The 23,726-nt window shown below is 66.6% G+C and carries 19 protein-coding genes; 6 read left to right on the forward strand and 13 right to left on the reverse strand.

The window, feature by feature from the left end; all coding sequences use genetic code 11:
* Positions 1-8: 8 nt before the first annotated feature.
* A complete protein-coding gene (gene gatA / locus B5E42_RS08045) occupies positions 9-1,496 on the forward strand; it encodes an Asp-tRNA(Asn)/Glu-tRNA(Gln) amidotransferase subunit GatA (RefSeq protein ID WP_087238480.1) in 1,488 nt (495 codons plus the stop codon).
* Positions 1,497-2,915 (forward strand): Asp-tRNA(Asn)/Glu-tRNA(Gln) amidotransferase subunit GatB, encoded by a 1,419-nt coding sequence (gene gatB, locus B5E42_RS08050; RefSeq protein WP_087238481.1) that lies wholly within the window; start codon positions 1,497-1,499, stop codon positions 2,913-2,915. It begins immediately after the preceding gene.
* Between the two features lie 350 nt (positions 2,916-3,265).
* Here gatB and B5E42_RS08055 read toward each other — a convergent pair whose 3' ends face one another.
* Genes B5E42_RS08055 through B5E42_RS08075 form a run of 5 tightly spaced genes read right to left on the reverse strand, consistent with a single transcriptional unit; the run spans position 3,266 to position 8,077 of the window.
* Positions 3,266-4,546: an O-acetylhomoserine aminocarboxypropyltransferase/cysteine synthase family protein gene (locus tag B5E42_RS08055; protein WP_087238483.1), complete on the reverse strand. Its 1,281-nt coding sequence runs from the start codon at positions 4,544-4,546 to the stop codon at positions 3,266-3,268.
* Between the two features lie 60 nt (positions 4,547-4,606).
* A complete protein-coding gene (locus tag B5E42_RS08060) occupies positions 4,607-5,494 on the reverse strand; it encodes a GerMN domain-containing protein (RefSeq protein ID WP_087238485.1) in 888 nt (295 codons plus the stop codon).
* Complete coding sequence (locus B5E42_RS08065; protein WP_242967064.1) at positions 5,491-6,942, reverse strand: HAMP domain-containing sensor histidine kinase; 1,452 nt, start codon at positions 6,940-6,942, stop codon at positions 5,491-5,493. The genes B5E42_RS08060 and B5E42_RS08065 overlap by 4 nt, the downstream gene beginning before the upstream one ends.
* A gap of 48 nt (positions 6,943-6,990) precedes the next feature.
* A complete protein-coding gene (locus B5E42_RS08070; protein WP_087238487.1) occupies positions 6,991-7,677 on the reverse strand; it encodes a response regulator transcription factor in 687 nt (228 codons plus the stop codon).
* Positions 7,678-7,687: 10 nt separating this feature from the next.
* The gene (locus tag B5E42_RS08075) at positions 7,688-8,077 is read right to left on the reverse strand and encodes a ComEA family DNA-binding protein (RefSeq protein ID WP_087238489.1); all 390 of its coding nucleotides are present in this window, start codon (positions 8,075-8,077) and stop codon (positions 7,688-7,690) included.
* Positions 8,078-8,195: 118 nt separating this feature from the next.
* On the opposite strand from B5E42_RS08075, the gene B5E42_RS08080 reads away from it, so the two are divergent.
* Positions 8,196-9,611, forward strand: a complete 1,416-nt coding sequence (locus B5E42_RS08080) for a D-alanyl-D-alanine carboxypeptidase family protein (RefSeq protein ID WP_087238491.1) — start codon at positions 8,196-8,198, stop codon at positions 9,609-9,611.
* Positions 9,612-9,668: 57 nt separating this feature from the next.
* Here the strand turns inward: B5E42_RS08080 and B5E42_RS08085 are convergent, their stop codons facing one another.
* From B5E42_RS08085 to B5E42_RS08095, 3 genes are read right to left on the reverse strand one after another with little or no spacing between them, the layout of a single operon-like run.
* A complete protein-coding gene (locus B5E42_RS08085; protein ID WP_087238493.1) occupies positions 9,669-10,271 on the reverse strand; it encodes a pentapeptide repeat-containing protein in 603 nt (200 codons plus the stop codon).
* Between the two features lie 12 nt (positions 10,272-10,283).
* A complete protein-coding gene (locus B5E42_RS08090; protein ID WP_087238495.1) occupies positions 10,284-10,964 on the reverse strand; it encodes an LrgB family protein in 681 nt (226 codons plus the stop codon).
* Positions 10,957-11,322, reverse strand: coding sequence for a CidA/LrgA family protein (locus tag B5E42_RS08095; RefSeq protein ID WP_087238497.1), 366 nt, complete (start codon positions 11,320-11,322; stop codon positions 10,957-10,959). Before B5E42_RS08095 ends, B5E42_RS08090 begins: the two co-directional genes overlap by 8 nt.
* A gap of 308 nt (positions 11,323-11,630) precedes the next feature.
* Between B5E42_RS08095 and B5E42_RS08100 the strand changes: the two genes are divergently transcribed.
* A complete protein-coding gene (locus tag B5E42_RS08100) occupies positions 11,631-12,014 on the forward strand; it encodes a hypothetical protein (protein WP_087238499.1) in 384 nt (127 codons plus the stop codon).
* Between the two features lie 251 nt (positions 12,015-12,265).
* Here the strand turns inward: B5E42_RS08100 and spo0A are convergent, their stop codons facing one another.
* From spo0A to B5E42_RS08125, 5 genes are all read right to left on the reverse strand, one after another.
* A complete protein-coding gene (gene spo0A / locus B5E42_RS08105; protein ID WP_087238501.1) occupies positions 12,266-13,009 on the reverse strand; it encodes a sporulation transcription factor Spo0A in 744 nt (247 codons plus the stop codon).
* 349 nt (positions 13,010-13,358) lie between these two features.
* The gene (locus B5E42_RS08110; protein ID WP_087238502.1) at positions 13,359-14,405 is read right to left on the reverse strand and encodes a hypothetical protein; all 1,047 of its coding nucleotides are present in this window, start codon (positions 14,403-14,405) and stop codon (positions 13,359-13,361) included.
* Positions 14,406-14,694: 289 nt separating this feature from the next.
* Positions 14,695-16,740 carry a serine hydrolase domain-containing protein gene (locus B5E42_RS08115; RefSeq protein ID WP_087238504.1) on the reverse strand — a complete coding sequence of 682 codons (2,046 nt, stop codon included), beginning with the start codon at positions 16,738-16,740 and terminating at the stop codon, positions 14,695-14,697.
* A 535-nt stretch (positions 16,741-17,275) separates the two neighbouring features.
* Complete coding sequence (locus B5E42_RS08120; RefSeq protein WP_087238506.1) at positions 17,276-17,983, reverse strand: nucleoside recognition domain-containing protein; 708 nt, start codon at positions 17,981-17,983, stop codon at positions 17,276-17,278.
* Between the two features lie 51 nt (positions 17,984-18,034).
* Complete coding sequence (locus tag B5E42_RS08125; protein WP_087239068.1) at positions 18,035-19,330, reverse strand: recombinase family protein; 1,296 nt, start codon at positions 19,328-19,330, stop codon at positions 18,035-18,037.
* Between the two features lie 242 nt (positions 19,331-19,572).
* Between B5E42_RS08125 and B5E42_RS08130 the strand changes: the two genes are divergently transcribed.
* Both B5E42_RS08130 and B5E42_RS08135 read left to right on the forward strand, forming a co-directional pair.
* Positions 19,573-19,941 carry a BlaI/MecI/CopY family transcriptional regulator gene (locus tag B5E42_RS08130; protein WP_087238508.1) on the forward strand — a complete coding sequence of 123 codons (369 nt, stop codon included), beginning with the start codon at positions 19,573-19,575 and terminating at the stop codon, positions 19,939-19,941.
* Positions 19,934-23,701, forward strand: coding sequence for a M56 family metallopeptidase (locus B5E42_RS08135; RefSeq protein WP_087238511.1), 3,768 nt, complete (start codon positions 19,934-19,936; stop codon positions 23,699-23,701). The genes B5E42_RS08130 and B5E42_RS08135 overlap by 8 nt, the downstream gene beginning before the upstream one ends.
* Positions 23,702-23,726: the final 25 nt, after the last annotated feature.

A 23,726-nucleotide genomic window follows, 5' to 3' on the forward strand; every position in this document is an offset into this window, starting at 1 on the left:
TGAGGACGATGGAACTGCATGAACTTTCTGCCCTGGAGCTGGGGGAACAGCTCCGCGCCGGGGCCGTGACCCAGGAGGAGGCCATCGCCGCCTCCGCCGCCCGGATCGCCGCCGCCCAGCCGGACAACAACGCCTTTGTCACCGTGACGGATGCCCCCGCCCCGGCCGCCGCCCTGGACGCATCCCCCCTGGCGGGGGTGCCCATGGCCTACAAGGATAACATCTGCACCAGGGGGGTGAGCACCACCTGTGCCTCCAAAATCCTGGGGGACTTCGCCCCCTGCTACGACGCCACCGTGGCGGAGCGTCTGACCGCCGCCGGGGCGGTGTCCATGGGCAAGCTAAACATGGACGAGTTCGCCATGGGCTCCACCTCTGAGACCTCCTACTACGGCCCGGTGCGCAACCCCTGGGATCTGACCCGGGCCCCCGGCGGCTCCTCCGGCGGGGCGGCCGCCGCCGTGGCGGCCGGGGAGGTGTGGTACGCCATCGGCTCCGACACCGGCGGCTCCATCCGGCAGCCCGCCGCCTACTGCGGCGTCACCGGCATGAAGCCCACCTACGGCACCGTGTCCCGGTACGGGCTGATCGCCTATGCCTCCTCCCTGGATCAGATGGGCCCCATCGCCCGCTCCGCCGCCGACTGCGCCGCGGTGCTGGATCTGATCCAGGGGAGAGACCCCCGGGACGGCACCAGCCTGGACGCCCCCGCCGGGCACCTGCTGTCCTCCCTCACCGGCGACGTGAGGGGCAAAAAGATCGGCCTGCCGGTGGACTGCTTCGGCGAGGGGCTGGAGCCCGAAGTCCGCGCCGCCGTCCTGTCCGCCGCCGACGTGCTCAGGGCCCGGGGGGCCGTGGTGGAGAAGTTCGCCCTCCCCGTCATGGAATACGTGGTGCCCGCCTACTATATCATCGCCTGCGCCGAGGCGTCCTCCAACCTGTCCCGGTTCGACGGGGTGAAGTACGGCTGGCGGGCCGAGGGCTACGAGGATCTGGGGGAGCTCTACCGCAAGACCCGTACCGAGGGCTTCGGCGCCGAGGTGAAGCGCCGCATCCTGCTGGGCACCTTCGTGCTGTCCTCCGGCTACTACGACGCCTACTACAAAAAGGCCCTCCAGGTGAAGACGGTCATCAAGGGGGCCTTTGACGAGGCCTTCCAAAAGTACGACCTGCTGCTCACCCCGGTGTCCCCCACCACCGCCCCCAGGCTGGGGGAGAGCCTCAGCGACCCGCTGAAGATGTACCTCAGCGACATCTACACCGTCTCCGTCAACCTGGCGGGCCTGCCCGGGCTGTCCATGCCCTGCGGCTTCGATTCCAGCGGTCTGCCCATCGGGGCCCAGCTCATCGGCCCCGCCCTGGGGGATCTGGCGGTGCTGGACGCCGCCCACGCCTACCAGCAGGAGACCGACTGGCACCGAAGGGCCCCCTCATCCGGCCCTTCGGGCCACCTTCCCCCCTGTGGGGGGAAGGCCGCAAAGGAAGGGGTGATCTGAATGACCTGGGAGACCATCATCGGCCTGGAGACCCACGTGGAGCTGGCCACCAGGACGAAAATTTTCTGTTCCTGCACCACCGAGTTCGGCGGCGCGCCCAACACCCACTGCTGCCCGGTGTGTACCGGCATGCCGGGCACCCTGCCGGTGCTCAACCGGCAGGTGGTGGAGCTGGCCGTCAAGGCGGGCCTGGCCCTGAACTGCGCCATCACCCGCTACAGCAAGTTTGACCGGAAGAACTACTTCTACCCCGACCTGCCCAAGGCGTACCAGATTTCCCAGCTCTACGCCCCCATCGCCCGCGACGGCGCGGTGGACATCGGGGAGGGCAAGACCATCCGTATCCACGAGATGCACATGGAGGAGGACGCGGGCAAGCTGGTTCACGACCCCTGGCTGGACCAGACCCGGGCGGACTACAACCGCTGCGGCGTGCCCCTCATCGAGATCGTCACCGAGCCCGACTTCCGCTCCGCCGACGAGGTGATCGCCTACCTGGAGAAGCTGAAGGAGACCCTCCAGTACCTGGGCGTGTCCGACTGCAAGATGCAGGAGGGCTCCCTCCGGTGCGACGTGAACCTGTCGGTGCGGCCCATGGGCTCCCAGGAGCTGGGCACCCGCACCGAGATGAAGAACCTGAACTCCTTCAAGGCCATCTCCCGGGCCATCCAGTACGAGGCCCGGCGGCAGATCGAGCTCATCGAGGAGGGGAAGCGGGTGGTGCAGGAGACCCGGCGGTGGGACGAGAACAAGGACGCCACCTACGCCATGCGCTCCAAGGAGAACGCCCAGGACTACCGCTACTTCCCCGAGCCGGACATCCCGCCCCTGGAGCTGAGTGAGGAGTACCTGGAGCGTCTGAGGGCCGAACAGCCTGAGCTGGCAGAGGCCAAGCGGGTGCGGTATCAGGCGGACTGGGGCCTGCCCGTCTACGACACAGAGATGATCACCTCCCAGAAGGCCCTGGCCGACTTCTTCGAGGAGGTGGTGGCCCTGGGGGCGGCGCCCAAGCAGGCCGCCAACTGGATCATGGGGGAGGTGCTGGGGGCCCTCTCCGTCCACGGCCTGGAGGCCAGGGACATGAAGCTGACGCCCCCCACCCTGGCCCGGCTGATCCAGCTGGTGAAGGAGGGCAGGCTCAACCGCAACACCGCCGTCAAGGTGTTCGAGGCCATCTTCGAGACCGACGGCGACGTGGATACCTATGTAAAGGAGCACGGCCTGGAGCAGGTGTCCGACGCCGGATTGGTGACAAAGGTGGTGGACGAGGTTCTGGCCGCCAACGCCAAATCGGTGGCCGACTACCGAGCGGGCAAGGAGAAGGCCTTCGGCTTCCTGGTGGGCCAGGTCATGCGCCAGCTCAAGGGCCAGGCGTCCCCGGCGGTGGTGAACCAGGTGCTGCGGGAAAAATTGCAGTAGCCGCCGCCGGCTGCGCCCGTGGTTTCCCTGCGCAACAGGCAGTAGAAACAGGCCGGGCTTCCCGATCGGGAAGCCCGGCCTGAGGCTGCAGATAAACCCTCCAGCCGAAGGATTCGGAGGGAAGGATAGTGTGAAAGGCTGCCCCGCAGGGCGTTTCGGAGCGCAACCGCCGCAATGCGGCGGCGCTTGGCGCGGAGATGAACCGTCAGGGTTCCCTTTCGCATTGGATCAAATAACTTTTTGAAACTTTTTTGAAGTTTCAAAAAGTTCAGCAGCCTGTCGAAAAGACTTTTTCGACAGGCTGAGGCCGGGCTTCCCGATCGGGAAGCCCGGCCTGTTTTTGGATCGGCTCACACCTGCTCCAGGGCCTGCTCCACATCCTCCAGGATATCGCTGACGTCCTCAATGCCCACGGACAGGCGCACCAGGTCGGGGGAGACGCCGGCGGCGCGGAGCTCCTCGTCGGTCATCTGCCGGTGGGTGGTGGTGGCGGGGTGGAGCACGCAGGTCTTGGCGTCGGCCACGTGGGTGGCAATGGAGGCCAGGCGCAGCCCCGCCATAAACCTGGAGGCCCCCTCCCGGCCGCCCTTCACGCCGAAGGACACCACGCCGCAGGTACCGTGGGGCAGGTACTTCCGGGCCCGCTCGTAGTAGGGATCCCCTTCCAGCCCAGGGTAGCGCACCCAGGCCACCTTGGGGTGGGTTTTCAGGAATTGGGCCACGGCCAGGGCGTTTTCACAGTGCTTTGCCATGCGCAGGGGGAGGGTCTCCAGCCCGATGTTCAGATAGTAGCAGTTCTGGGGGGAGGGGATGGCCCCCAGATCCCGCATGAGCTGGGCGGTGGCCTTGGTGATGTAGGCCCCCTCCAGGCCGAACTTCTCAGTGTAGGTGATGCCGTGGTAGCTCTCGTCCGGGGTGGTCAGGCCGGGGAACTTGCCGGCGTGGGCCGTCCAGTCAAATTTGCCGGAGTCCACGATGGCGCCGCCCACCGCGTTGGCGTGGCCGTCCATGTACTTGGTGGTGGAGTGGGTGACGATGTCCGCGCCCCACTCGAAGGGCCGGCAGTTCACCGGGGTGGCGAAGGTGTTGTCCACGATCAGGGGCACGCCGTGGGCGTGGGCGGCCCTGGCGAACTTCTCGATGTCCAGCACGGTGAGGGCGGGGTTGGCGATGGTCTCCCCGAACACTGCCCGGGTCTCGGGCCGGAAGGCGGCCTCCAGCTCCGCCTCCGAGCAGTCGGGATCCACGAAGGTGAAGTCGATGCCCATCCGCTTCATGGTGACGGCGAACAGGTTGTAGGTGCCGCCGTAGATGGAGGAGGAGCATACCACGTGCTCCCCGCAGGAGACGATGTTGAAGATGGCAAAGAAGGAAGCCGCCTGCCCCGAGGAGGTGAGCATGGCCGCCGTACCCCCCTCCAGGGCGCAGATCTTAGCGGCCACGTGGTCGTTGGTGGGGTTCTGGAGGCGGGTGTAGAAGTAGCCGCTGGCCTCTAAATCGAAGAGCTTGCCCATCTCCTCGCCGGTGGCGTAGCGGAAGGTGGTGGACTGGACGATGGGGATGTTGCGGGGCTCCCCGCTGCCGGGGGTATAGCCGGCGTGGAGGCACTGGGTGCTGATGCGGTGGCTCATGGGCAGGACTTCCTTTCTCTTTGGGTATGCTCAATATCCTACATCCTCGCTATGGATGTGTCAAGGGGCCTGATTCGGGGCGGCCAGGGACTGGTCGGGGGAGAGGGGTTGCCCCAGGGCGGCCCCCTCCACCAGCAGCTGCACCTGCTCCACCCCCTCCACCCCCGCCAGGGTGTTCACCAGGGCGTACACCGCCAGCCGGGCCTGGCCGCTGTCGGCGGGCAGGCCGTCCAGAAAGGCCTGGGACAGATCCACCGTGCACAGGCCGTCCTCCAGGGTCACGGAGCGCACCTCCGCCCCCTGGGGCAGGGCGGCCTTCAGCTCCTGGCCGGAGGGGCCGTCGGCCCAGCTGGTGAGCACGTCCTGGAGCAGGGTGTCCCCGGCGGCCAGCTCCCGGGTCTCGGCGGCCAGGCCGGTGCCGTCGGCGCGGGGATACCAGAAGGGGAGCGTGACCGAGGCGGGGGCATCTCTGCCGTCGGAGAGGAACAGCTCCTCCGGGGTCAGGGCCTGGACGGGGCGGTAGGGGATCTCCCGGCCCTCCACGGTGACGTACACCGCGTCCACCCCCTCCACCTGGCAGAGGGTGAGGGTGAGGCAGGCGTCCGCCACGGTGAGATTCACCCCTGACAGGCCGCCGTACTGCTCGGACAGATCCAGGTGGAGCACCCCATCCGCCAGCTCCCAGCCCAGCAGGCGCACCCCGTCGGGGAAGGGGGAGGTCAGGCCGGGGGAGTCCGGCCCGTCCAGCAGGGCGGCCACCAGATCGGGTATGGGCTCCTCCGGCGGGGCGGAGCCGTAGGGCTCGCTGGCCAGGGCCTGCTGGGCATAGCGATCCTCCAGCGCGGAGTAATACACCTGATAGCCGTCCTCCGCCTCCTCCGGCGGGGCGGAGCACCCCGCCGCCAGGAGCAGCAGCCCCGCCAGGGCCGCGATTCGGATGCGATTCACCGCTGCGTCCCTCCCTTCTCCGCCAGACGGGGGAAGACCACCTCAAAGCAGGTGCCCTCCGGCTCCCGCCGCCGGGCCGTCACCGTGCCGCCGTAGCGGCGCACCGTGTCCCACACGATGGACAGGCCCAGGCCGGTGCCGCCGGCGGCCCGGGAGCGGGCCTTGTCCACCCGGTAGAAGCGGTCGAAGATCTTGGGCAGATCCTCCTCCGGAATGCCCACGCCGGTGTCCTCCACCCGCAGGCGCACCTGGCGGGCGTCCCCCTGGAGGGTGACATAGACCTTTCCGCCGGGCAGGTTGTACTTCACCGCGTTCTCCATCAGGTTGAAGGCGATCTGGTACAGCTCGTCCTCCGTGGCCGCGATCAGGCAGCCGGGCTGGAGGCGCAGCTCCAGCTCCACCTCCACCGCCCGGGCCAGGGGGGTGAGCATGTGCTCCACCCGCTCCACCACCGCCCCCACGTCCACGGGGACGGCAGCCGCCGCCGGGGCGGTGTCCAGGCGGGTGAGGGTGAGCAGCTTCTCGGTGATGCGGGTGAGACGCTCGGCCTCGTCCCCGATGTCGGTGAGGAATTCCCGGGCGGTTTCGCTGTCCATGTGGTCGGCCTGGAGAATGGAGTCGGTGAGCAGCCGGATGGAGGCCAGGGGGGTCTTGAGCTCGTGGGAGGCGTCGGAGACAAAGCGGCGGCGCACCTCCTCGGTGGTCTGGAGGCGGCCGGTGAGCTCATTGAACTCGTCGGCCAGGCGGCTGAGCTCATCCCCCCCGCCCATGGACACCCGGTGGCTGTACTCGCCCTCCCGCACGGTGCGGATGGCCCCCAGCAGCAGGGCGATGCGCCGGGTGAGGGCCTTGGCAAACACCACGCCCATCACCAGGGTCACCAGACAGATGACCAGGGAGATGAAGCGCAGGTTGGTCTGGATGCCCTGGAGCATGGCGCCCTGCTCGGCGTCGTACTCGTAGAGATACACCGCCCCCTGGGTCATGGAGCGGTAGGTGACCGGCACCGCCGCCCGGCTGTGGAACACGCCGTCGGCGTAGTCGGAGCGGAACACGTCGTTGCCCTGCAGGGCGGTGACCAGCTCCCAGAACAGGGCGTACTGGCCCGTGGTGTCGGTGCGGGCCGTCCCCTCCTGAAAATCGCAGAGCACCAGGCCGTTGGGATCGGTGACCACGATCCGCGTCACGCCCAGGGAGCCCAGCAGCAGCTCCACCGTCCGGGCGGCGCCCTCGGCGGTGAGGGCCTCCGGCCCGGTGGCCAGGGCGGAGGCCAGCACGGCGGCCTGGTTCTGCATGGAGGTCTCCTTGGAGCGGTAGGCCAGATCCTGGGACACCATCACCGGATAGGTGTTGAGCAGGATGAGCACCGCCGCCACGATGAGAATATAGGTCATGGCGAACTTGGTCTGGAGGGAGCGCCAAAAGGGCACCTTTTTGGATTGCGGCAAGAAAACACCCCCTGGGGCAGTGAAGAGTGGACAGTGAACAGTGGGGGGTCAGTTTCCTTTCAGGTAGTAGCCCACGCCCCACTTGGTGAGGATATACTGGGGGTTGGCGGGATCCAGCTCCAGCTTCTCCCGCAGGCGGCGGATGTGCACGTCCACCGTGCGGTAGTCCCCGGCGTACTCGTACCCCCACACCACGTTGAGCAGGTTCTCCCGGGAGTACACCCGGCCGGGGTTGCGCAGCAGCAGCTCTATCAGATCGAACTCCTTGGCGGTGAGCTCCACGCTCTGGCCGTCCTTCCACGCCGCCCGGGCGTCCGCGTCCAGAGTGATGTGGCCCATGGTCAGCTTGCCGCCGCCTCCCTTCTGCTGGGCGGCCATGCCCGCCCGGCGGAGCAGGGCACGCACCCGGGCCTTCAGCTCCAGGATGTTAAAGGGCTTGGTGATATAGTCGTCCGCCCCGCACTCGAAGCCGATGATCTTGTCCGTGTCCTCGCTGCGGGCGGTGAGCATGATGACGGGCACGTTGGAGAACTCCCGGATGCGCATGCAGGCCTGCAGCCCGTCGATCTTGGGCATCATCAGATCCAGGATGATCAGGTCGAAATTGCCGCTGCGGGCCAGCTCCACGGCCTCCTCGCCGTCATAGCCGGTCTCCACCTGGTAGCCCTCGCTCTCCAGATTGAACTTAATGCCCTTGACCAGCACCTTTTCGTCGTCCACGACCAGTATTTTCACGGTTTGCCTCCTATTCCACGGTTACATAGTCGATCAGGCCCGCCAGGATCCCCTCGCCGATGCCGGGCACGTCGGTGAGCTGCTCCACCATGCGGAAGGGGCCGTTGGCCTGCCGGTAGGCGATGATGTCCGCCGCCCGGGTCTCCCCGATGCCGGGGAGGGTCATCAGGGTCTCGGCGTCGGCGGTGTTAATGTTCACCGGAGCGGCCGGGGCATCGCTCTCCGCCGCCTCCGGAGTGGGGGAGGGCAGGGCGATGGGGGTCTCCTGCACCAGGGTGCGCTCCACCTCCACCCGCACGGGCTGGGGGCTGGCCTGCCCCCGGAGGAACCAGCCCGCCGCAAAGGCGGCGGCCGCCACGGCCAGCACAATAGCCAGCCACTCCACTCTGGAAATCTTCACAATTCACCACCGCCTTTCCCGTTGCGTCCCGGGATCCGGTTTGCTATAATAGGAACAGACGCCGCGGCCCTGCCGCGGGCACTTTCTGACATTATATCATAGATCACGGGAGTTTCCTATGAAAAAATCACGACTGCTTTCCGCCCTGCTGCTCCTGGCCCTGCTGGCCGGCCTGCTGACCACCGGGGCCTCCGCCGAGGAGGCCGCGGAGCCGGCCGACGGCGGCAGCGGCAGCGCCATCCTGGACGCCATGGACGTGGACGCCACCGCCGCCATCCTGGTGGATCCCGACTCGGGGGAGATCCTCTACGAGAAGAACGCCCATGAAAAGCGCTATCCCGCCTCCATCACCAAGGTGATGACCTGCCTGCTCACCCTGGAGGCGGTGGATCGGGGGGAGCTGAGCCTGGAGCGGGTGGTCACCGCCAGTGAGAACATCTACACCGGCATCGGAGAGAACGCCTCCACCGCCGACATCAAGGTGGGGGAGCAGGTGCGCGTCATCGACCTGCTCTATGCCGCCCTGATCCCCTCGGCCAACGAGGCGTGCAACATCATGGCCGAGGCGGTGAGCGGCGACGTGGCCTCCTTTGTGGAGCTGATGAACCAGCGGGCTGGGGAGCTGGGCATGGAGGGCACCCACTTCGCCAACGCCCACGGCTACCACGACGACAACCACTACACCACCGCCTACGACATCTATCTGATGTGCAGGGAGGCCATGACCCATGAGACCTTCCGCACCATCGTGGGCTCCCTGAACTACACCATGCCCGCCACCAACATGCACGCCGAGCCCCGCATCGTCCGCTCCACCAACGCCCTGATCTCCAATTTCCGCATCCTCGGCTATCTCTACGAGTACGCCACCGGCATCAAGACCGGCTCCACGCCGGAGGCGGGCTACTGCCTGGCCGCCTCCGCCACCAAGAACGACCGGAACCTGATCTCCGTGGTGATGGGGTGCGAGCGGGTGCCCGGCTCCACCGGCAGCCAGGGCCACACCTATTTCAGCGAGACCATCCGCCTGTTTGACTGGGGCTTTGACAATTTCTCCACCCAGACCATGCTGGACAGCAGCAAGCGGGACATCCCGGAGGTGGAGGTGAGCCTGGGGAAGCAGCCCAGTGTCACCCTCATGCCGGAGGGGGAGATCTCCGCCCTGCTGCCCAACGACGTGTCGGAGGAGAACTTTACCTACCAGTACACCATCGACTCCCCCGTGGTGGAGGCCCCGGTGGAGGCCGGGCAGGAGCTGGGCCGCATCACCGTGTCCTTCAACGGGCAGGAGTACGGCATCCTCCCCCTGGTGGCCACCTCCTCGGTGGAGCGGGACAACTTCCTCTACTACCTGGATCGGGTGCAGAAGTTCTTTGACAACCTGCTGGTGCGCATCCTGCTGGTGGTCATTCTGGCGGTGCTGGTCATCCTCATCGTCCGCCACATGCTCTGGGGCGGGCGGAAGGGCGGCCGCAGAAGCTACGCCTACAGCGGCCGGGGCCGCTATACCGGCAGCCGTCGCCGCCGCCGCTGAGACAGCACTACATAAAAGGGGCCCACCGCGCCGCAGGCGCGGAGGGCCCCTTTGTGTCTACAGCAGCTCAATACCCAGCAGGGGCATCAGTTCCGCCGCCTGGGCGGGGTTGAGCTTCATCCCCCGCAGCTCCCGCAGGCTCTCGGACACGGTGAGACCGCCGATGGAGCAGTCGGAGAGATCCAGGCCGGACAGGCTGGTGCGGAAAAAATCCGCCCCCTGGAAGTCCACCCGGCGGGGGAGCAGGCCGGACACGTCCGCCTGGGCCAGCACCGCCCCGCCCAGGCGGCAGTCCTCCAGCCTGGTGTTCCGCCAGCGGGTCTGGCTGAAATTGGCGCAGCGGAAGGAGCTGTCCGTCAGCGTGCAGTCCCGCCAGCGGCTGCCGGTGAACTGCCCGCCGTCCCCCTTGCAGCCGTCCACCGACACCTGCCGCCACACGCTGCCCCCGAAGCGGCAGTTGGAGAAGTCGCAGCCCTGCCAGGCCGCCTGCTCGAACACCGCGCCGCTGAAATCGCAGTCCACGAACCGGCACTTGCGCAGCGTGCACCGCCGTAGCTCCAGCCCGGCGCAGTCCAGTCCGGTGAGCACCTCGCCGGACGCCTCCAGCGCCTCCAGCTCCCGCTCCTCCCGCAGAGCCAGGATGATTTCCGCCTCCAGCATGGCACCGCCCCCCTACATCAGAAGAAGGGAGAGCAGCACGGTGACGATGCCGCACACGCCGATGGCCAGGCCGCTCATGGCCCCCTCGGTCTCGCCCAGCTCCAGGGCCCGGGAGGTGCCCACCGCATGGGAGCAGGCACCGATGGCCAGCCCGGCGGCCAGGGGCTCCCTGACCCGGAACAGCCTGATGAGCAGCGGGGCGGTGATGGAGCCGAAGATGCCGGTGAGCACCACCGCCACCACGGTGATGGAGCCGATGCCGCCGTGGGCCTCGGACACGCTGATGGCGATGGGGGTGGTGACCGACTTGGGCAGCAGGGAGGCGGTCATGGCCTCATCCAGGCCGAACAGGCGGCAGAGCAGGAGGACGCTGCCCATGGATACCACGGAGCCCACCGTGCACCCCACCAGAATGGGCAGCCAGTTGCGCCGCAGCAGGGGGAGCTTGCCGTAGATTGCCACGGCCAGGCAGGCGGTGGCGGGGGAGAGGAACAGGCTGATGAATTCCGCGCCCTGGTCGTAGGCCTCATAGGGGATGCGGAAGAGGAGCAGCACACCAATGGTCAGCACCACCCCGATGAGCAGGGGATTGCAGACCACCAGGCCGGTCTTTTTCTGAATGCGCACCCCCACCCAGAAGGTAAAGATGCTCAGGGCGACGCCGAAGAAGGGGGAGTAGAACAGCTCAGACACGGTTTTTCCTCCTCTCCAGCAGGCGCAGGGTGAGGCGGATGCTCCAGGCCGTGGCGGCGAAGGTGACCACCGTGGTCACCAGGCAGATGACCACCAGGGCGACGGCGGAGGAGCGCAGCAGGTCAAAGTAGTTCATGATGCTGACGCCGGCGGGCAGGAAAAAGAACGCCATATTGGCCAGCAGGAAATCGGCCTTCTCCTGGATGTGCTCCACCCTCAGCAGGCCGGAGGCCAGCAGGAGCAGCAGCAGGATCATGCCGATGACGCTGGCCGGAAAGGGGAAGGGCAGCGCGGCCTCGATGAGCTGGCTGACCCAGCACACGGCGAAGACCACGCCGATCTGACAGATGATTTTCATGGGTGCGCCTCCTGGTTTGCAAGCAGATAACCCCAAAATTGTACTCCTCCGGCCGTCCGCCTGTCAACCGCCGGCCGGACTCTTTCCCCTGTCGATCTCTCCAAAATTTGGCCCGGCGGCAGGCCGTTTTTCCGCAGGGGGAAAGGGGGCAGATGAACAGTTGATGAACAGATCCTTACGAAAGGCAGAAGATTCTGGAGAAAGCTGAAAGCCTTTCTTACAGAGCCGTGAAACCGCGCCAACTCCCCTTGCCCTGCCCGGAGATCCGTGTTATCTTGTGTCCACCACTTGAAAAGGAGGCGTTTCTCATGCAGCACCGCAAACTGTTTCTTGCCGCGGCGGGTGCGGCCCTGGCCATCGCCCTGACCGCCTGCTCCGGCACAGGCGCGCCCGCCGGCACCCCTGCCGGCACGGCATCCGCACCCCAGGAATCCGCCGTGGTGGAGACCCAGACCCCCGCGCCGGAGGCGGAGAGCCACACCCTCCAGGCCACCCTCAATTCTGTGGATACGGGCCTGGACTTCCTGGTGGCGGTGGACGAGAATGGAAATTACTGCCGCTTCAATCTGGGCGGCGTGGACGCCGACGGCCTGGAGCCCGGCGACAGCATCCAGATCACCTATACCGGGACGCTGTCTGACGGCGAGGGGGAGCCCACCGCCACCATCACCGCCCTGGAAAAGACATCCTGAACAGATACTGATGAAGCAAGACGGGGGCCGGCGCAGATGCGCCGGCCCCCGCAGGCTGTCGATAAACCCTCCGGCCGAAGGATTCGGAGGGAAGGATAGTGTGAAAGGGAACCGTCAGGGTTCCCTTTCGCGTTGGATCAAACAACTTTTTGAAACTTTTTTGAAGTTTCAAAAAGTTCAGCAGCGTGTCGAAAAGACTTTTTCGACACGCTGAGACGGGGGCCGGCGCAGATGCGCCGGCCCCCGTCTGCCTATTTCTGCTTGCGCTGGAGCTGGAGCCCGTCGGCGATCATGGCGATGAACTCCGAATTGGTGGGCTTGCCCTTGGCGTTGCTCACCGTGTAGCCGAAGTATTTCTGCAGGGTCTCCAGATCGCCCCGATCCCAGGCCACCTCGATGGCGTGGCGGATGGCCCGCTCCACCCGGGAGGCGGTGGTGCCGAAGCGCTTGGCCACCTCGGGATAGAGCACCTTGGTCACCGCGTTGATCACATCCATGTCGGCCACCGCGATGAGGATGGCCTCCCGCAGGTACTGGTAGCCCTTGATGTGGGCGGGCACGCCGATCTCGTGGATGATGGAGGTGACCTGGCTCTCCAGGCTCTCTCCCTCGACGCTGTCTTCCGGAGTGCCGCCGGACGGCTGGCTCCGGGCCGCCAGCTGCCGGACGCGCTCCACCACGGTGGGGATGCGGCAGGGCTTCATCATATAGTAGTCCGCCCCGTGGGCGGCGGCCAGCTCCGCCACATTGCCCCGGGCGAAGCTGGAGAGCACCAGCAGGCGGGGCCGCTCCGGCAGGGCGGCCAGCTCGCCCAGCACCTCCAGCCCGTCCATGCTGGAGAGCACCAGATCCAGCACCACCACGTCGGGGCGCAGTTCCCCGGCCAGACGGACGGCCTCCTCGCCGTCGCCGGTCTCCGCGGCCACCTCCATGGAGACGTCCGCCGCCAGAGCCTCCACGATCAGGCGGCGGAACTCCTCGCCGGCGTCTGCCACCAAAATCCTCGTTTTGCTATCCAATGTTGACACCCTTTCCGGCAGGTCTCCCTGCCCTATGTTTGTGCCTGGCCAAGGCTCTTTACCGGTTGGCTATAATTTACCATAATCAGACAGCAAACGCAAGGGATTTGCTGGAAATTTGTGGATATAATCGCTCGACTTCGTTCGACCTTTTTCTCCGTCCCGCGACACCGCCGGCGGCCTTCCGCCCACGTTCGACCAGCACTCCGCCGGGATTTTGAAAATGCCCTTTGGGCCTAATGGCAGAAGACGGGAGATAAGGCGGCCCCCGGGGCGGATGCCCCGGGGGCGGCAGGTTGGGGAAATGCAAAGGGAGGGTGAGGGATCAGGTGCCAGAAGAAATTCCAGCCCCACCATCCGGAATGTTGGTCAGCGTGTACACGTAGTCGCCGCCGGAGACTGTTCTCGAAAGGCTGCCGGCAGTGATGGTAAGATTGGCATCCGAGCAGGTGAACTCCAGATAGTAGGTTCCATCCTCATTCACTTTGGAGAGGGTGGAGGAGCCGAGGCTCGCGCCGGTCTCAGCATCCCATGCAGTCACACCACTGCTGAAGGTGACGGTGGGATTGGCTTCGAGACGTACACCGATGATCAGCTTGTTGCTGCCGCTGTCCACATCCGCCAAATCTTCGCTGGCGATTGTGTATACGCCATTCTCGTCAGCCGTAAGTTCAGTCGCAGAAGCATCGCCTGCCAGCATCCAAGTCACGCGCTCCAGGTGATAGTCATCGGGGATCTGTACCGTAAAGGTGACATCCTCCGTGTTGTCAAAGTAGCTGTTCTCACTGATGCCGATAATCACGTCCTCAGCATCCACGTCATCGTTGCCATTCATGACGAAACTGCCAGTCATGGCGGAATAGATGGCGCTCTGGGTCACGGTGATCGTGACATCGCTGCTGGCTGCTGCGGCAGAGAGGGTGTAGATCGTGCCGCCGCCGGTGCAGGTTCCCTCGTCAGATGTGTTTTTCCACGCAACCGACTGGATGCTCATATCATCCGCGGGAGTAACAGTAAAGGCAACGGCGGTACCCTGTACCGCATAGCTGGGATCAAAGCCCTCCGCGGCTGCGCCATTGTCCTCAACAGTGACCTGAACCAGGGCCTGGCGGGTCACAACAATGGTATAGGCCCGGCTGGAATAGTCATCGGCAGTCAGCAGGATAGTGATGGCAGCAGTGCCGGCAGTGGTCTCGAAACTCTCGCTGTAAGAACTGAGGCCGGAGACGGCGATGTCGGTGCCGCCGAGTATACCGAGGGCCGTCATGACCTGGGCCGCCTCAATATTGGTGATTTCATCCGATTCGGTGAAATTACTGGAACTCGCAGCGCCAGCCAGAAGCATGCTGAGAGGCCGTCTGAGGTTTCTCATCTTGGATTTTCCGCCTTCTAAGATTTGAGGCTCAGATTTCCCTATTCCACCAATATCCGGTGAAATAGGGAAACCAGAGGCGTATGACGAACCTTGTATCGACTCGAAAGTGAGGAAATCGTATGGTATATGACAGTTTTGAAGACGCTTGCAAGTCAAAAAGTGCCCTTGATAAACATTTAGTAGACCTGAGGCGGCAAAAGAAAGGGCGCGCAGCGGGAAGCCGCTGCGCGCCAATGGGTTGCGGGATTGAATTGGTAGACATCTGGTAGACTCGGACTCCGGTGGCTCACTCTGCGGCCTCGGTGAGGGCCAGGTGGAACCGCACGCCGGGGTCGCCGGCAAAGACCACCCAGCCCCCCTCGGGCAGAGTGGCGGAGGTGTCGCCCCAGGCCCAGGAGGCCGCCACGTTGGCCCCGTTGGCGTCGTAGACGGCGAAGCCGCCGTGCTCCGGCACCTGGACGGTCAGGGTCTTGCCCGCCGCGTCCGCGCCGATCTGATACCACCGGGCATAGCCGTCGGCCTGGATGGTGGAGTGGGAGGAGGGGCCGCCGTAGAGGGTCTCGATGGTGGTTCCGTCCACATAGAGGCCCCCCATGAGGGACAGGTACTCCACCCCGTCCTGCTCGGTCATGGTGATGTTCTGCCAGTCCCGGCCGTACAGGCTGGGGATCTGGGCCGCGCCCTCGGCCCGGTTGGCGTCCACGATGCGGTCAAAGGCCATGTAGCCGGGCATGTTCACCGGGTCGGTGGCCAGGGCCGCCGCGGGGAGGGCCAGGGGGTAGTTGATGTTGGTGTACTTCATATTCAGGGCCAGGTAGAGCTTGCCGCTGCGGGCATCCCAGGCGGCCTGGGTTTCCGGGGAGACCGGGTTCTCCGGCAGCTTCACGTAGATGTAGGAGGAGCTGGGCTGCTCCCCCAGGCCGGGAATGGAGGAGTAGCCCTTCTGCCACAGGTAGACCTGGCCGTTGTCCTCCTCCACGAACTTGAGCATAACGATCTGGTTCTCGTCCCGGAAGGAGCCGTCGCTGTAGTAGTACAGGGGCGTGTTTCCGGTGGACAGGACGCCGTCGGCCGTCACGGTGACAATGGCCGCCGAGGAGGAATCCCCGTATATGCCGGCGTAGTCCATCAGCTCGGCGGGCATCTCCGCCCGCTCCGCGGCGGGGAGGGTGTGGGCGGTCTGATCCACTTCCACCCCCTGCTGAGCCAGGACGGCGATGAGCATCTGGCCCGCCGCCATCTCGTTGTAGGTGCTGACGCCGCCGGAGGACAGCACCGCCGCCGCCAGGTTGTGCTCGGGGATCACCACCAGCCCGGCGTGGTAGACGATGGTGTCGCCCCCCTTGGCCGCGGCCTGGATATCGCTGTAGGCGAAGGGATACCAGTGGACGCTGTCCCAGCCCAGGCCGTAGCTCACCACGTCCTCGTCGTCCTCCGGCCACAGGCCCCGGGCGTACTCGTCGGCCAGGGCGGCGGTGCGGCTCTCCTGGTTGAGCACCGCGTCGGTGCACCACACCTGCCCGCCGAAGGCGGCCAGGTCGGAGGCGGAGGCGTAGATGCCGCCGGTGCCGTGGATGCCCACCGTCTCGTTGGGCAGGGCCCGGGTGTCCTCAGCGGTGAGATAGGTTTTGGCCAGCAGGCTCTGGTCAAAGTCCTCGCCGGGGAACCAGGTGTTGTCCAGCCCGGCGGGCTCCAGAATGGCCTGGCGGACGTAGGCGTCAAAGTCCATGCCGCTGACCGCCTCCACCACCAGCTCCGCCAGGGTGAAGCCGTCGTTGCAGTAGACGCTGAAGGCGCCGGGGTCGGCCTTCAGGGTCTCACCAGAGAGCTCCTCCAGCAGGGTGTCCGCCGCCAGGGTGTCCGGATCGTTCAGCAGGAAGCCGTTGGCGGTGGTGGAGCCGGGCAGGCCGGAGGAGTGGTTGAGCAGCATCCGCACGGTGATATCGGTATAGCGCTCATCCGCCATGGTGAAATCGGGCAGATAGGCGGTCACCGGGGCATCCAGGTCGATTTTTCCCTCCTCCGCCAGGTTGAGCACGGCGGCGGCGGTGTATGCCTTGCTCACCGAGCCGATGCCGTAGAGCATATCGTCGGTGAGGGCCCGGTTCTCCGTCCGGGAGTAGTCCCCGGCGTGGCCGGTGAGGATAATCTCCCCGTCCTGCCAGACGGCGTACTGAATGCTCTGGGCCCCGCCGGTGGTCAGGGCGGCCTGGGCGGCGGTCTGAGCCGTCTCCTCCAGGGTGGCCGGGGCGGCCTCCGCCGCGCCGGCGCCGGGGATCACCAGGGGAAAGACCAGGGCCCCTGCCACGAGCAGGGAGCAAATTCGTTTCATATCCAAATCCTCCTTTTTGACGGGGCAGCCCGGTTCGGCCGGGCCGCCCTGCGGTTCCAGGGAACCATATACCCTCCACACGGTGGAAGGTCAAGTAGACTTACGGTTGAACGCTGTGGATTTTGGGATTCTCCTCTCCTTCCCGATGATTTCCGACGGACGGCCCGGGCGGGGGCAAGCCCCCGCCGCAGGGTTCCGCCGGAAACATAAAAGCGGTGTTGAGTGCATAGCTCAACACCGCCTGATTGTGCTCAATCAAAGCGAACACGCGACTCCGATTTCCTGCTGTTCAGACTTGCAATGGGCACACTCCAACAGTATAATGGGAGTACGGTGCGGTCAAAACCGTGGTGCTGAGTGGTGCGTCACTCATCATCGGAGCATGGCGGGCGGCCACCCGCCATGCTCTGCCGCTATTTATGTTTCCACGCCAATTCTAACCGATAGCGGTGAAAAATGCAAGAGCCTTTCCCGGTGAAACGGCCCCCGCCGGCGCACAGCGCCCGGCGGGGGCCGTTCTATGTCTCCGGCAGGCTCAGGCCAGGCCCAGCAGGCGGGCGGTGGAGGCCGTCAGGAGGCACAGGGCCATGCCCACCCCGGTGGGGAGGGCGATGGACAGGGCCGTCCACTTGATGCTCCTGGTCTCCCTGGCGATGGTAAGGCAGGTGGTGGAGCAGGGCCAGTGGGCCAGGGAGAACAGCATGGTGCACACCGCTGTCAGCCACGTCCAGCCGTGGTCTGCCAGCAGGGTTTTCAGCGCCGCCAGGTTCTCGTATTCCACAAGGCTCCCCGTGGAGAGATAGGCCATGATGACGATGGGAAGTACGATCTCGTTTGCGGGGAAGCCCAGCAGGAAGGCCATGAGGATCACCCCGTCCAGGCCCAGCAGGCGGGCGAAGGGGTCTAAAAAGCCGGTGCACCAGTTGAGGATGCTGTCTCCCCCCACCTGCACGTTGGCGCACAGCCAGATCAGCAGGCCCGCCGGGGCGGCCACCGCCGCCGCCCGCCCCAGCACGAACAGGGTGCGGTCCAGCACTGAGCGCACCACCACCTGCCCCACCCGGGGCCTCCGGAAGGGGGGCAGCTCCAGAGTGAAGGAGGAGGGCACCCCCTTCAGCACCGTGGCGGACAGCAGGCGGGAGGTCCAGAAGGTGAGCAGGATGCCCAGCAGGATCACCCCGGTCAGCAGCAGGGCGGCCAGCAGGCCCCCCGCCAGTCCCCCCGCTGTGCCCGCGAAGAACATGGAGAGGATTGCAATGAGGGTGGGGAATGGGCCGCCAACGAAAGGGCAAACTCACAGCCGGCAGAGAGCCAGGGTCAGCGTCTCCCCGTCCCACCGGCACCCCTGGAGCATGGCCCGGCACAGGGCCCGCTGCTCCTCCCGGTTCAGCGCCGCCCCCGCCAGGGCTTCGTATTTCCCGGGGAGCTGCTCCAGCACCCGGGAGAGCACCAGCGCGTCGGTATCCGCGCCGCTGAGGTTCTGGCAGGGGCAGGCCCCCGTCCCGCCCCGCAGCTTGGCCCGGCAGATGTAGTCGTAGGCACCATCTTTCCGGGCCTTGGGCAGCATGGGAGAGCCGCACCGGGCGCAGAGCAGCAGGCCGGACAGCAGGGCTTTGGGGTTGTGCACCGCCGGGGCGCGGCCCGGATTCAGCAGGGCCTGGGCGGCGACCCACGTCTTCCCCGGCACCAGGGCCGGGTGCCTCCCCAGGGCCACGATCCACCTCTCCACCGGGTTGCGGGGGGAGCGGCCGCCGGTGTAGTCCCGCTTCTGGTAGGCCAGCAGGCCCCGGCGGGGGTCGCAGTCCGGCCGGCCGAAGCACAGATCGGCCCCCCGCTCCGCGAACCAGGCCCAGGCGTCGCCGTCGGCGGCGCAGTACACCGGGTTCTGCAAAATCTCCCGCAGGCCCGCCGGGGAGAAGGGCTTCCCCTGCCGGTTGACCACCCCCATGTCCCCCAGGGCGGCGGGCAGGCCGGTGAGGCCCTGCCGGGCCAGAAACAGGCGGAAGATCTCCCCCGCCGCCCTCCATTCGGCGGGCTCGGGGACAAGGCGGCAGGCGGTGCGGCAGCGGCCGTCCACGATCACCTCCGCCGCCCGCTCGGCCCGGAAGCCGGTGGGGGGCACGCCCCCCAGCCACCGCCCCGTCCGGGCCAGCAGGCGCATGTTGTCCCGTACCCGCTGGGCGATGGTCTCCCGCTCCAGCTGGGCGAACACGCTGGCGATGTACATCATGGCCTTGCCCATGGGGGTGGATGTGTCGAACCTCTCCCGGATGCAGAGGAAGCCCACCCCCCAGCCCTCCAGCTTCCGGATCAGATCGGCGAAGTCCCCCACGCTGCGGCTCACCCGATCCAGGCGGTAGCACACCAGGGCCTCCGGCCGCTCCCGGCGGATGTCCTCCAGCATCCGGCGGAACTGGGGCCGCTGGAGATCCCTGCCGGAAAAGCCCTCGTCCTCGTAGACGGCGATCTCCTCCGGCCCCACGTCCGGATACTGGGCCGCCAGACAGCGGCGGCACAGCTCCACCTGGTTTTCCACCGACTCCCCTCGGTCGGTGAGCACCGATTTGCGGCTGTAGATGGCAAAGCGCACGGTTTCCACCCCCGGTTTCCATCTGTACGCGGCGAGGGATGGGAAGTTGCGGGAGTTGTGGGCGCGCCGAGTCGTCGCGCCCCACAGGCCGGGCCGCCGCGCCCTACGCGTGTAGGGGCGCACAGCGTGCGCTCGCCTCACAGGGGCAGGCGGAAAAATTTCTCTTGACAGGAGAGGTTTGTTCGGATAAACTAGTTTTACAGAAAGGTTTCTTTGAACAAACCAACCAGGAGGACGAGCCTATGGAGGAGTATAAGCTGTTTGACGCGGAGTACCGGCTGATGGATCTGGTGTGGAGCCTGGAGCCGGTGAACTCCACCGCCCTGGCCAGGCGGTGCGAGGAGGCCTTCGGCTGGAAGAAGTCCACCGCCTTCAACCTGATCCGCAAGCTGGGGGAGCGGGGCTTCCTGCAAAACGACCACGCCACCGTCACCGCCCTGGTGAAGCGGGAGCAGGTGCGCCAGTACGAGAGCGCGGCGGTGGTGGAGCGGGGCTTCGGCGGCTCCCTGCCCGCCTTTGTGGCGGCCTTTTTGAAGGGCAACAAGCTGTCCCGGGAGGAGGCGGAGGAGCTGCGGCGGATGATCGACGAAAGCGGGGCGCGCCATGACTAATCTGTTCCTCATGTTCCTCCAGATGAGCCTGATGGCCGCCGGGGTGACGGTGATCGCCCTGCCCCTGCGGTGGCTGTTCCGGCGGCTCCGGCTGCCCGCCCTGGCCTGTGTGCTCCTGTGGCTGGTGGTGGCCCTGCGGATGGTGCTGCCGGTGGGGATGGTCACCTCCTCCTTCTCCCTGATGGGGTGGCTCACCCCGGCGGTGGAGGAGCGGGTGGACGCCCTGGCCCGGATGGAACCGGCGGCAGAGGTGCCGCCCGCCGCTGTCCCGGCGGCGGAGCCCGCCGCCACGGCCCCGGCGTCAGAGAGCGCCGCCCCTGACTTTGTCATCCCCGAGCCGGAGCCCGCCCCGGAAACGCAGACCGAGCCGGAAGGGCTGTCGCTCCCGGACATCCTGGCCCGGGTGTGGCTGGCCGGTGTGATCGCGGTGTGGGGCTATACCCTGTTCTCCTGGCTGAGAACCCGTGCCCTGCTGTCCACCGCCGTGCGGAAGGGCTCCATCCGGGAGGGATGGTGGTGGGAGAGCGACCGGATCCCCACCGCCTTCGTGTTCGGCGTGATCCGCCCCAGGGTGTACGTCCCCGCCGGGCTGGAGGGGGAGAACCTACGGTGGGTGCGCATACACGAGGAGAGCCACATCGAGCTGGGCCACTCCCGGTGTAAGCTCATCTATTTTCTGATCATGGGCGTCCACTGGTTCAACCCGGTTCTCTGGCTGTCCTGGGTTCTGCTGGTGCGGGATCTGGAGCTGGAATGTGACGAGAGAGTGCTGAAATCCTGCGGCAGCCCCAGGGAGTACTCCGCCGCCCTGCTGGCCCTGGCCTCCCCCCGTCGGGGGCCCCTGCTGCCCCCCGGCTTTGGGGAGACAGGGGTGAAGGATCGGATCAAGCGGGCCCTGAAGTGGAAACCCGCCGCCCGGTGGGCCGCGGTGGTGGTGGCGGTGCTGGGGACGCTGCTGGTGTTTACCCTGGCCGCCGACCCCACCTTCCCGGACACCGGCCTGGACGGCCAGTACCCCACCCTGCGGGTTCATCTGGACACGGACGACACGGAGGGGGAGACGGTGGTGGACATGGGCGCGCCGGAGGACGCCGACTGGCCGGAGACGCTGCCCGAGACGGCGTGCACCGCCGCCACACCCAGCCCCTGGGTGGATCTCTACCTGGACAACGGGCAGTTCCCCGACCAGTGGGTCATGACCGAGTACCTGGTGGAGGACGGCACAGCCGTCAATCCCCGGGAGGTGGAGCTGTCCACCCAGCGGGCGGAAAACGGCTTCCTCCTGCGGGTAGAACCCCGGGAGGACGCCCCCGGCACGGGCATGGAGACCCGGGTGTACGTGCTCTCCTGCACCTGGCAGGCGGGGCTCCGCACCCACGAGCTGGAGTACGCCTTCCGGCTCACCCTGCCCTCGGTGCCCCCCGGCCCCCTGACGGAGCCGGTGGTGGTGGCGGGTGACCAGCGGGTGGACTTCACCGGGGACGCCTCCGTGACGGCGGCCATGGGAGAGACCCTCACCATCATCCACCCGGACGAGCCGGGAAGCTATATGCTGTACTGCGGCGATCCGGCCGGGCCAAGCGGCAATACGGCGCAGCTCGGGGCCGGGATGTGGAACAGTTCCGGCTGGGATTCACTGACCCTCGGATACCTTGCGGATGGTATGATGCGGGCCGCCGAGCCCGGTGATCCCCCTGCACAGGAACAGCACTATACCCTGTCCTACACCTGGGAGGACGGAAGCCACGAGAACTATTACTTTACGGTTTATGCCTACCAGCCCAAGCCGGAGTGGGACGCGGAAAACCTGCGCATCCGCTTCCCCGGGGAGACAGAGTGGGTCAATCTGGACACCCTGATCCCCGTGCCCGCCGAGTGGGCCAACCAGGATCTGGCGGGCCGGAATGAGGCCACCGACCTGGTGGGCCTGCTGTCCGGCACCGGCGGGATGGTGGACGGTCTCAACGGCTGGTTTGTGTTCACCATCGGCCCGGCGGCGGGCAACGCGGACACCTACGTCTACCGCACTCACGACGGGGGCCGCACCTGGACGGAGACGGGGCGGCCCACCATGGCGTCGGAGACGGAAACGGTACACTGGTTTCCCTCCTGCGCCTGTTTTGTGACCGACGAGATCGGATTCCTCGGCTTCAGCCACTTCAACGGCGCCCCCGTGTTCCGCACCACCGACGGCGGCGAGACCTGGGAACGGATCACCCTCCCCCTGTCCGACGAGAGCTGGGAGCTGAGCAGGATGTACGCCAGCGGCTCCGGCGTGCTGGCGGTGATGACAAACTACCGGAGCGGCGAGCCGGAGAGCGCCGTCCTGTTCAGCCGGGACGCCGGGGAGACCTGGGAGACCCTGGAGCTGCCCCAGACCCAGTATGACAGCCTGGGCGAGCTGACGGTGGACCCCGACCAGTGGCTCAGCGCCCCCGTGCGCCTGCTGGGGGCCCTGCCCGACGGAAGCGCGGCCCTCTACGGCCTGAACCCGGAGGAGACCGGCCTGGACGGCCTGCTGGTGGAGTGGAACGGCAGCCTGTCCTATTTCTCCAATTTGACCTACAACACCGGCCCGCAGATCATGCTTTCCGGCCTGTCCCTGGACGACTACGACGGGGACGGGGCGGAGGAGCTGGCCGCCGCCACCTGCACCGGCACGGGCACCGGCATGTCGTCCTGGCGGCTGGATCTCTTTGAATGGCAGAACACCGGCGCCCAGTGGCAGCCCGCCGGGGCCCGGCTGGCCGACTCCCTGACGGAGGAGGAGCTGGCGGCGCAGATCAACGCCGCCGTGGACAGCACCTACGACCCGGAGAACAGGAGCTATCTGCTCCAGACCGGCGTGGAGACCTGGACGGCGGATCTCTCCTCGGAGGACGCCGACGCGCCCCTGGGCGGCCCGGTGGTGTGCGGCTCCTGGTTCCAGTACGAGCCGGAGGAGCAGCTGGCGGTCTATGCCCTGCTCTATCCCCAGGACATGCCCATGACGGCGGTGGCAGCCTATGCCTCCCACGTGAACTATGAGGACGGCCTTCTGGAGCTGAACACCGCCACCGGCACCCTTATGCCGGATGGGGACTACCCGCTGACCTTGCAACCCCCCGAAGCGCCCGCAACGCCCATCTCAGACCCGGAGGCCATCCTTCCGGATGAGCTGCCCTGGCCGTCCTATGAGGTGGAGGGGGAGTTCTGGCCCGACAACTACAACTGGCACGAGGCCCCGGTGAAGCTCATCGGCCTCTCCAATGACCGCGACCGCACCGCCGCGGTGTTCGCCTTTGACGGGTACGAAACAGGACAGGAGGGCCTGATGCTGTGCGTGGGCGGGCATCTGGCCTACTTCCCGGAGCTGACGTACCAGGTTACCTCCCAAGTGCACCCGGCCAATCCGGTGTGGGGGGATTTTGACGGGGACGGGGCGGACGAGCTGGCCGTGATCCCCACGCCCGGCACGGGCACCGGCGTCCTCATGCAGGATCTGTACGTATTTGAGTGGGACGGGGCGGAGCTCACCCTGGGCGGGGCCATCGACGCCTATGAGGTGGCAGACATGGATCTGGGCCTGCCCGCCAACCGGGGAGCGGAGAGCATCGTCCTCTTCGGGGCGGAGGGGGACGCCCTCCAGGTGAGCATCGGCGTGACCGACGGCAGCATCTTCAACTATGTGGGGGAGCTCACCGGCCCGGTGCGCTATGACGAACGGGGCCTGACCCTCGACCCGGCGGCGCTGGCCTACACGGAGGACACCAGCTTCTAGCAGGCCCGCAGACGCAAAAGCACCG

Origin of the sequence: Flavonifractor sp. An10 (assembly GCF_002161215.1) — a bacterium.
Taxonomy (GTDB): domain Bacteria; phylum Bacillota; class Clostridia; order Oscillospirales; family Oscillospiraceae; genus Flavonifractor; species Flavonifractor avistercoris.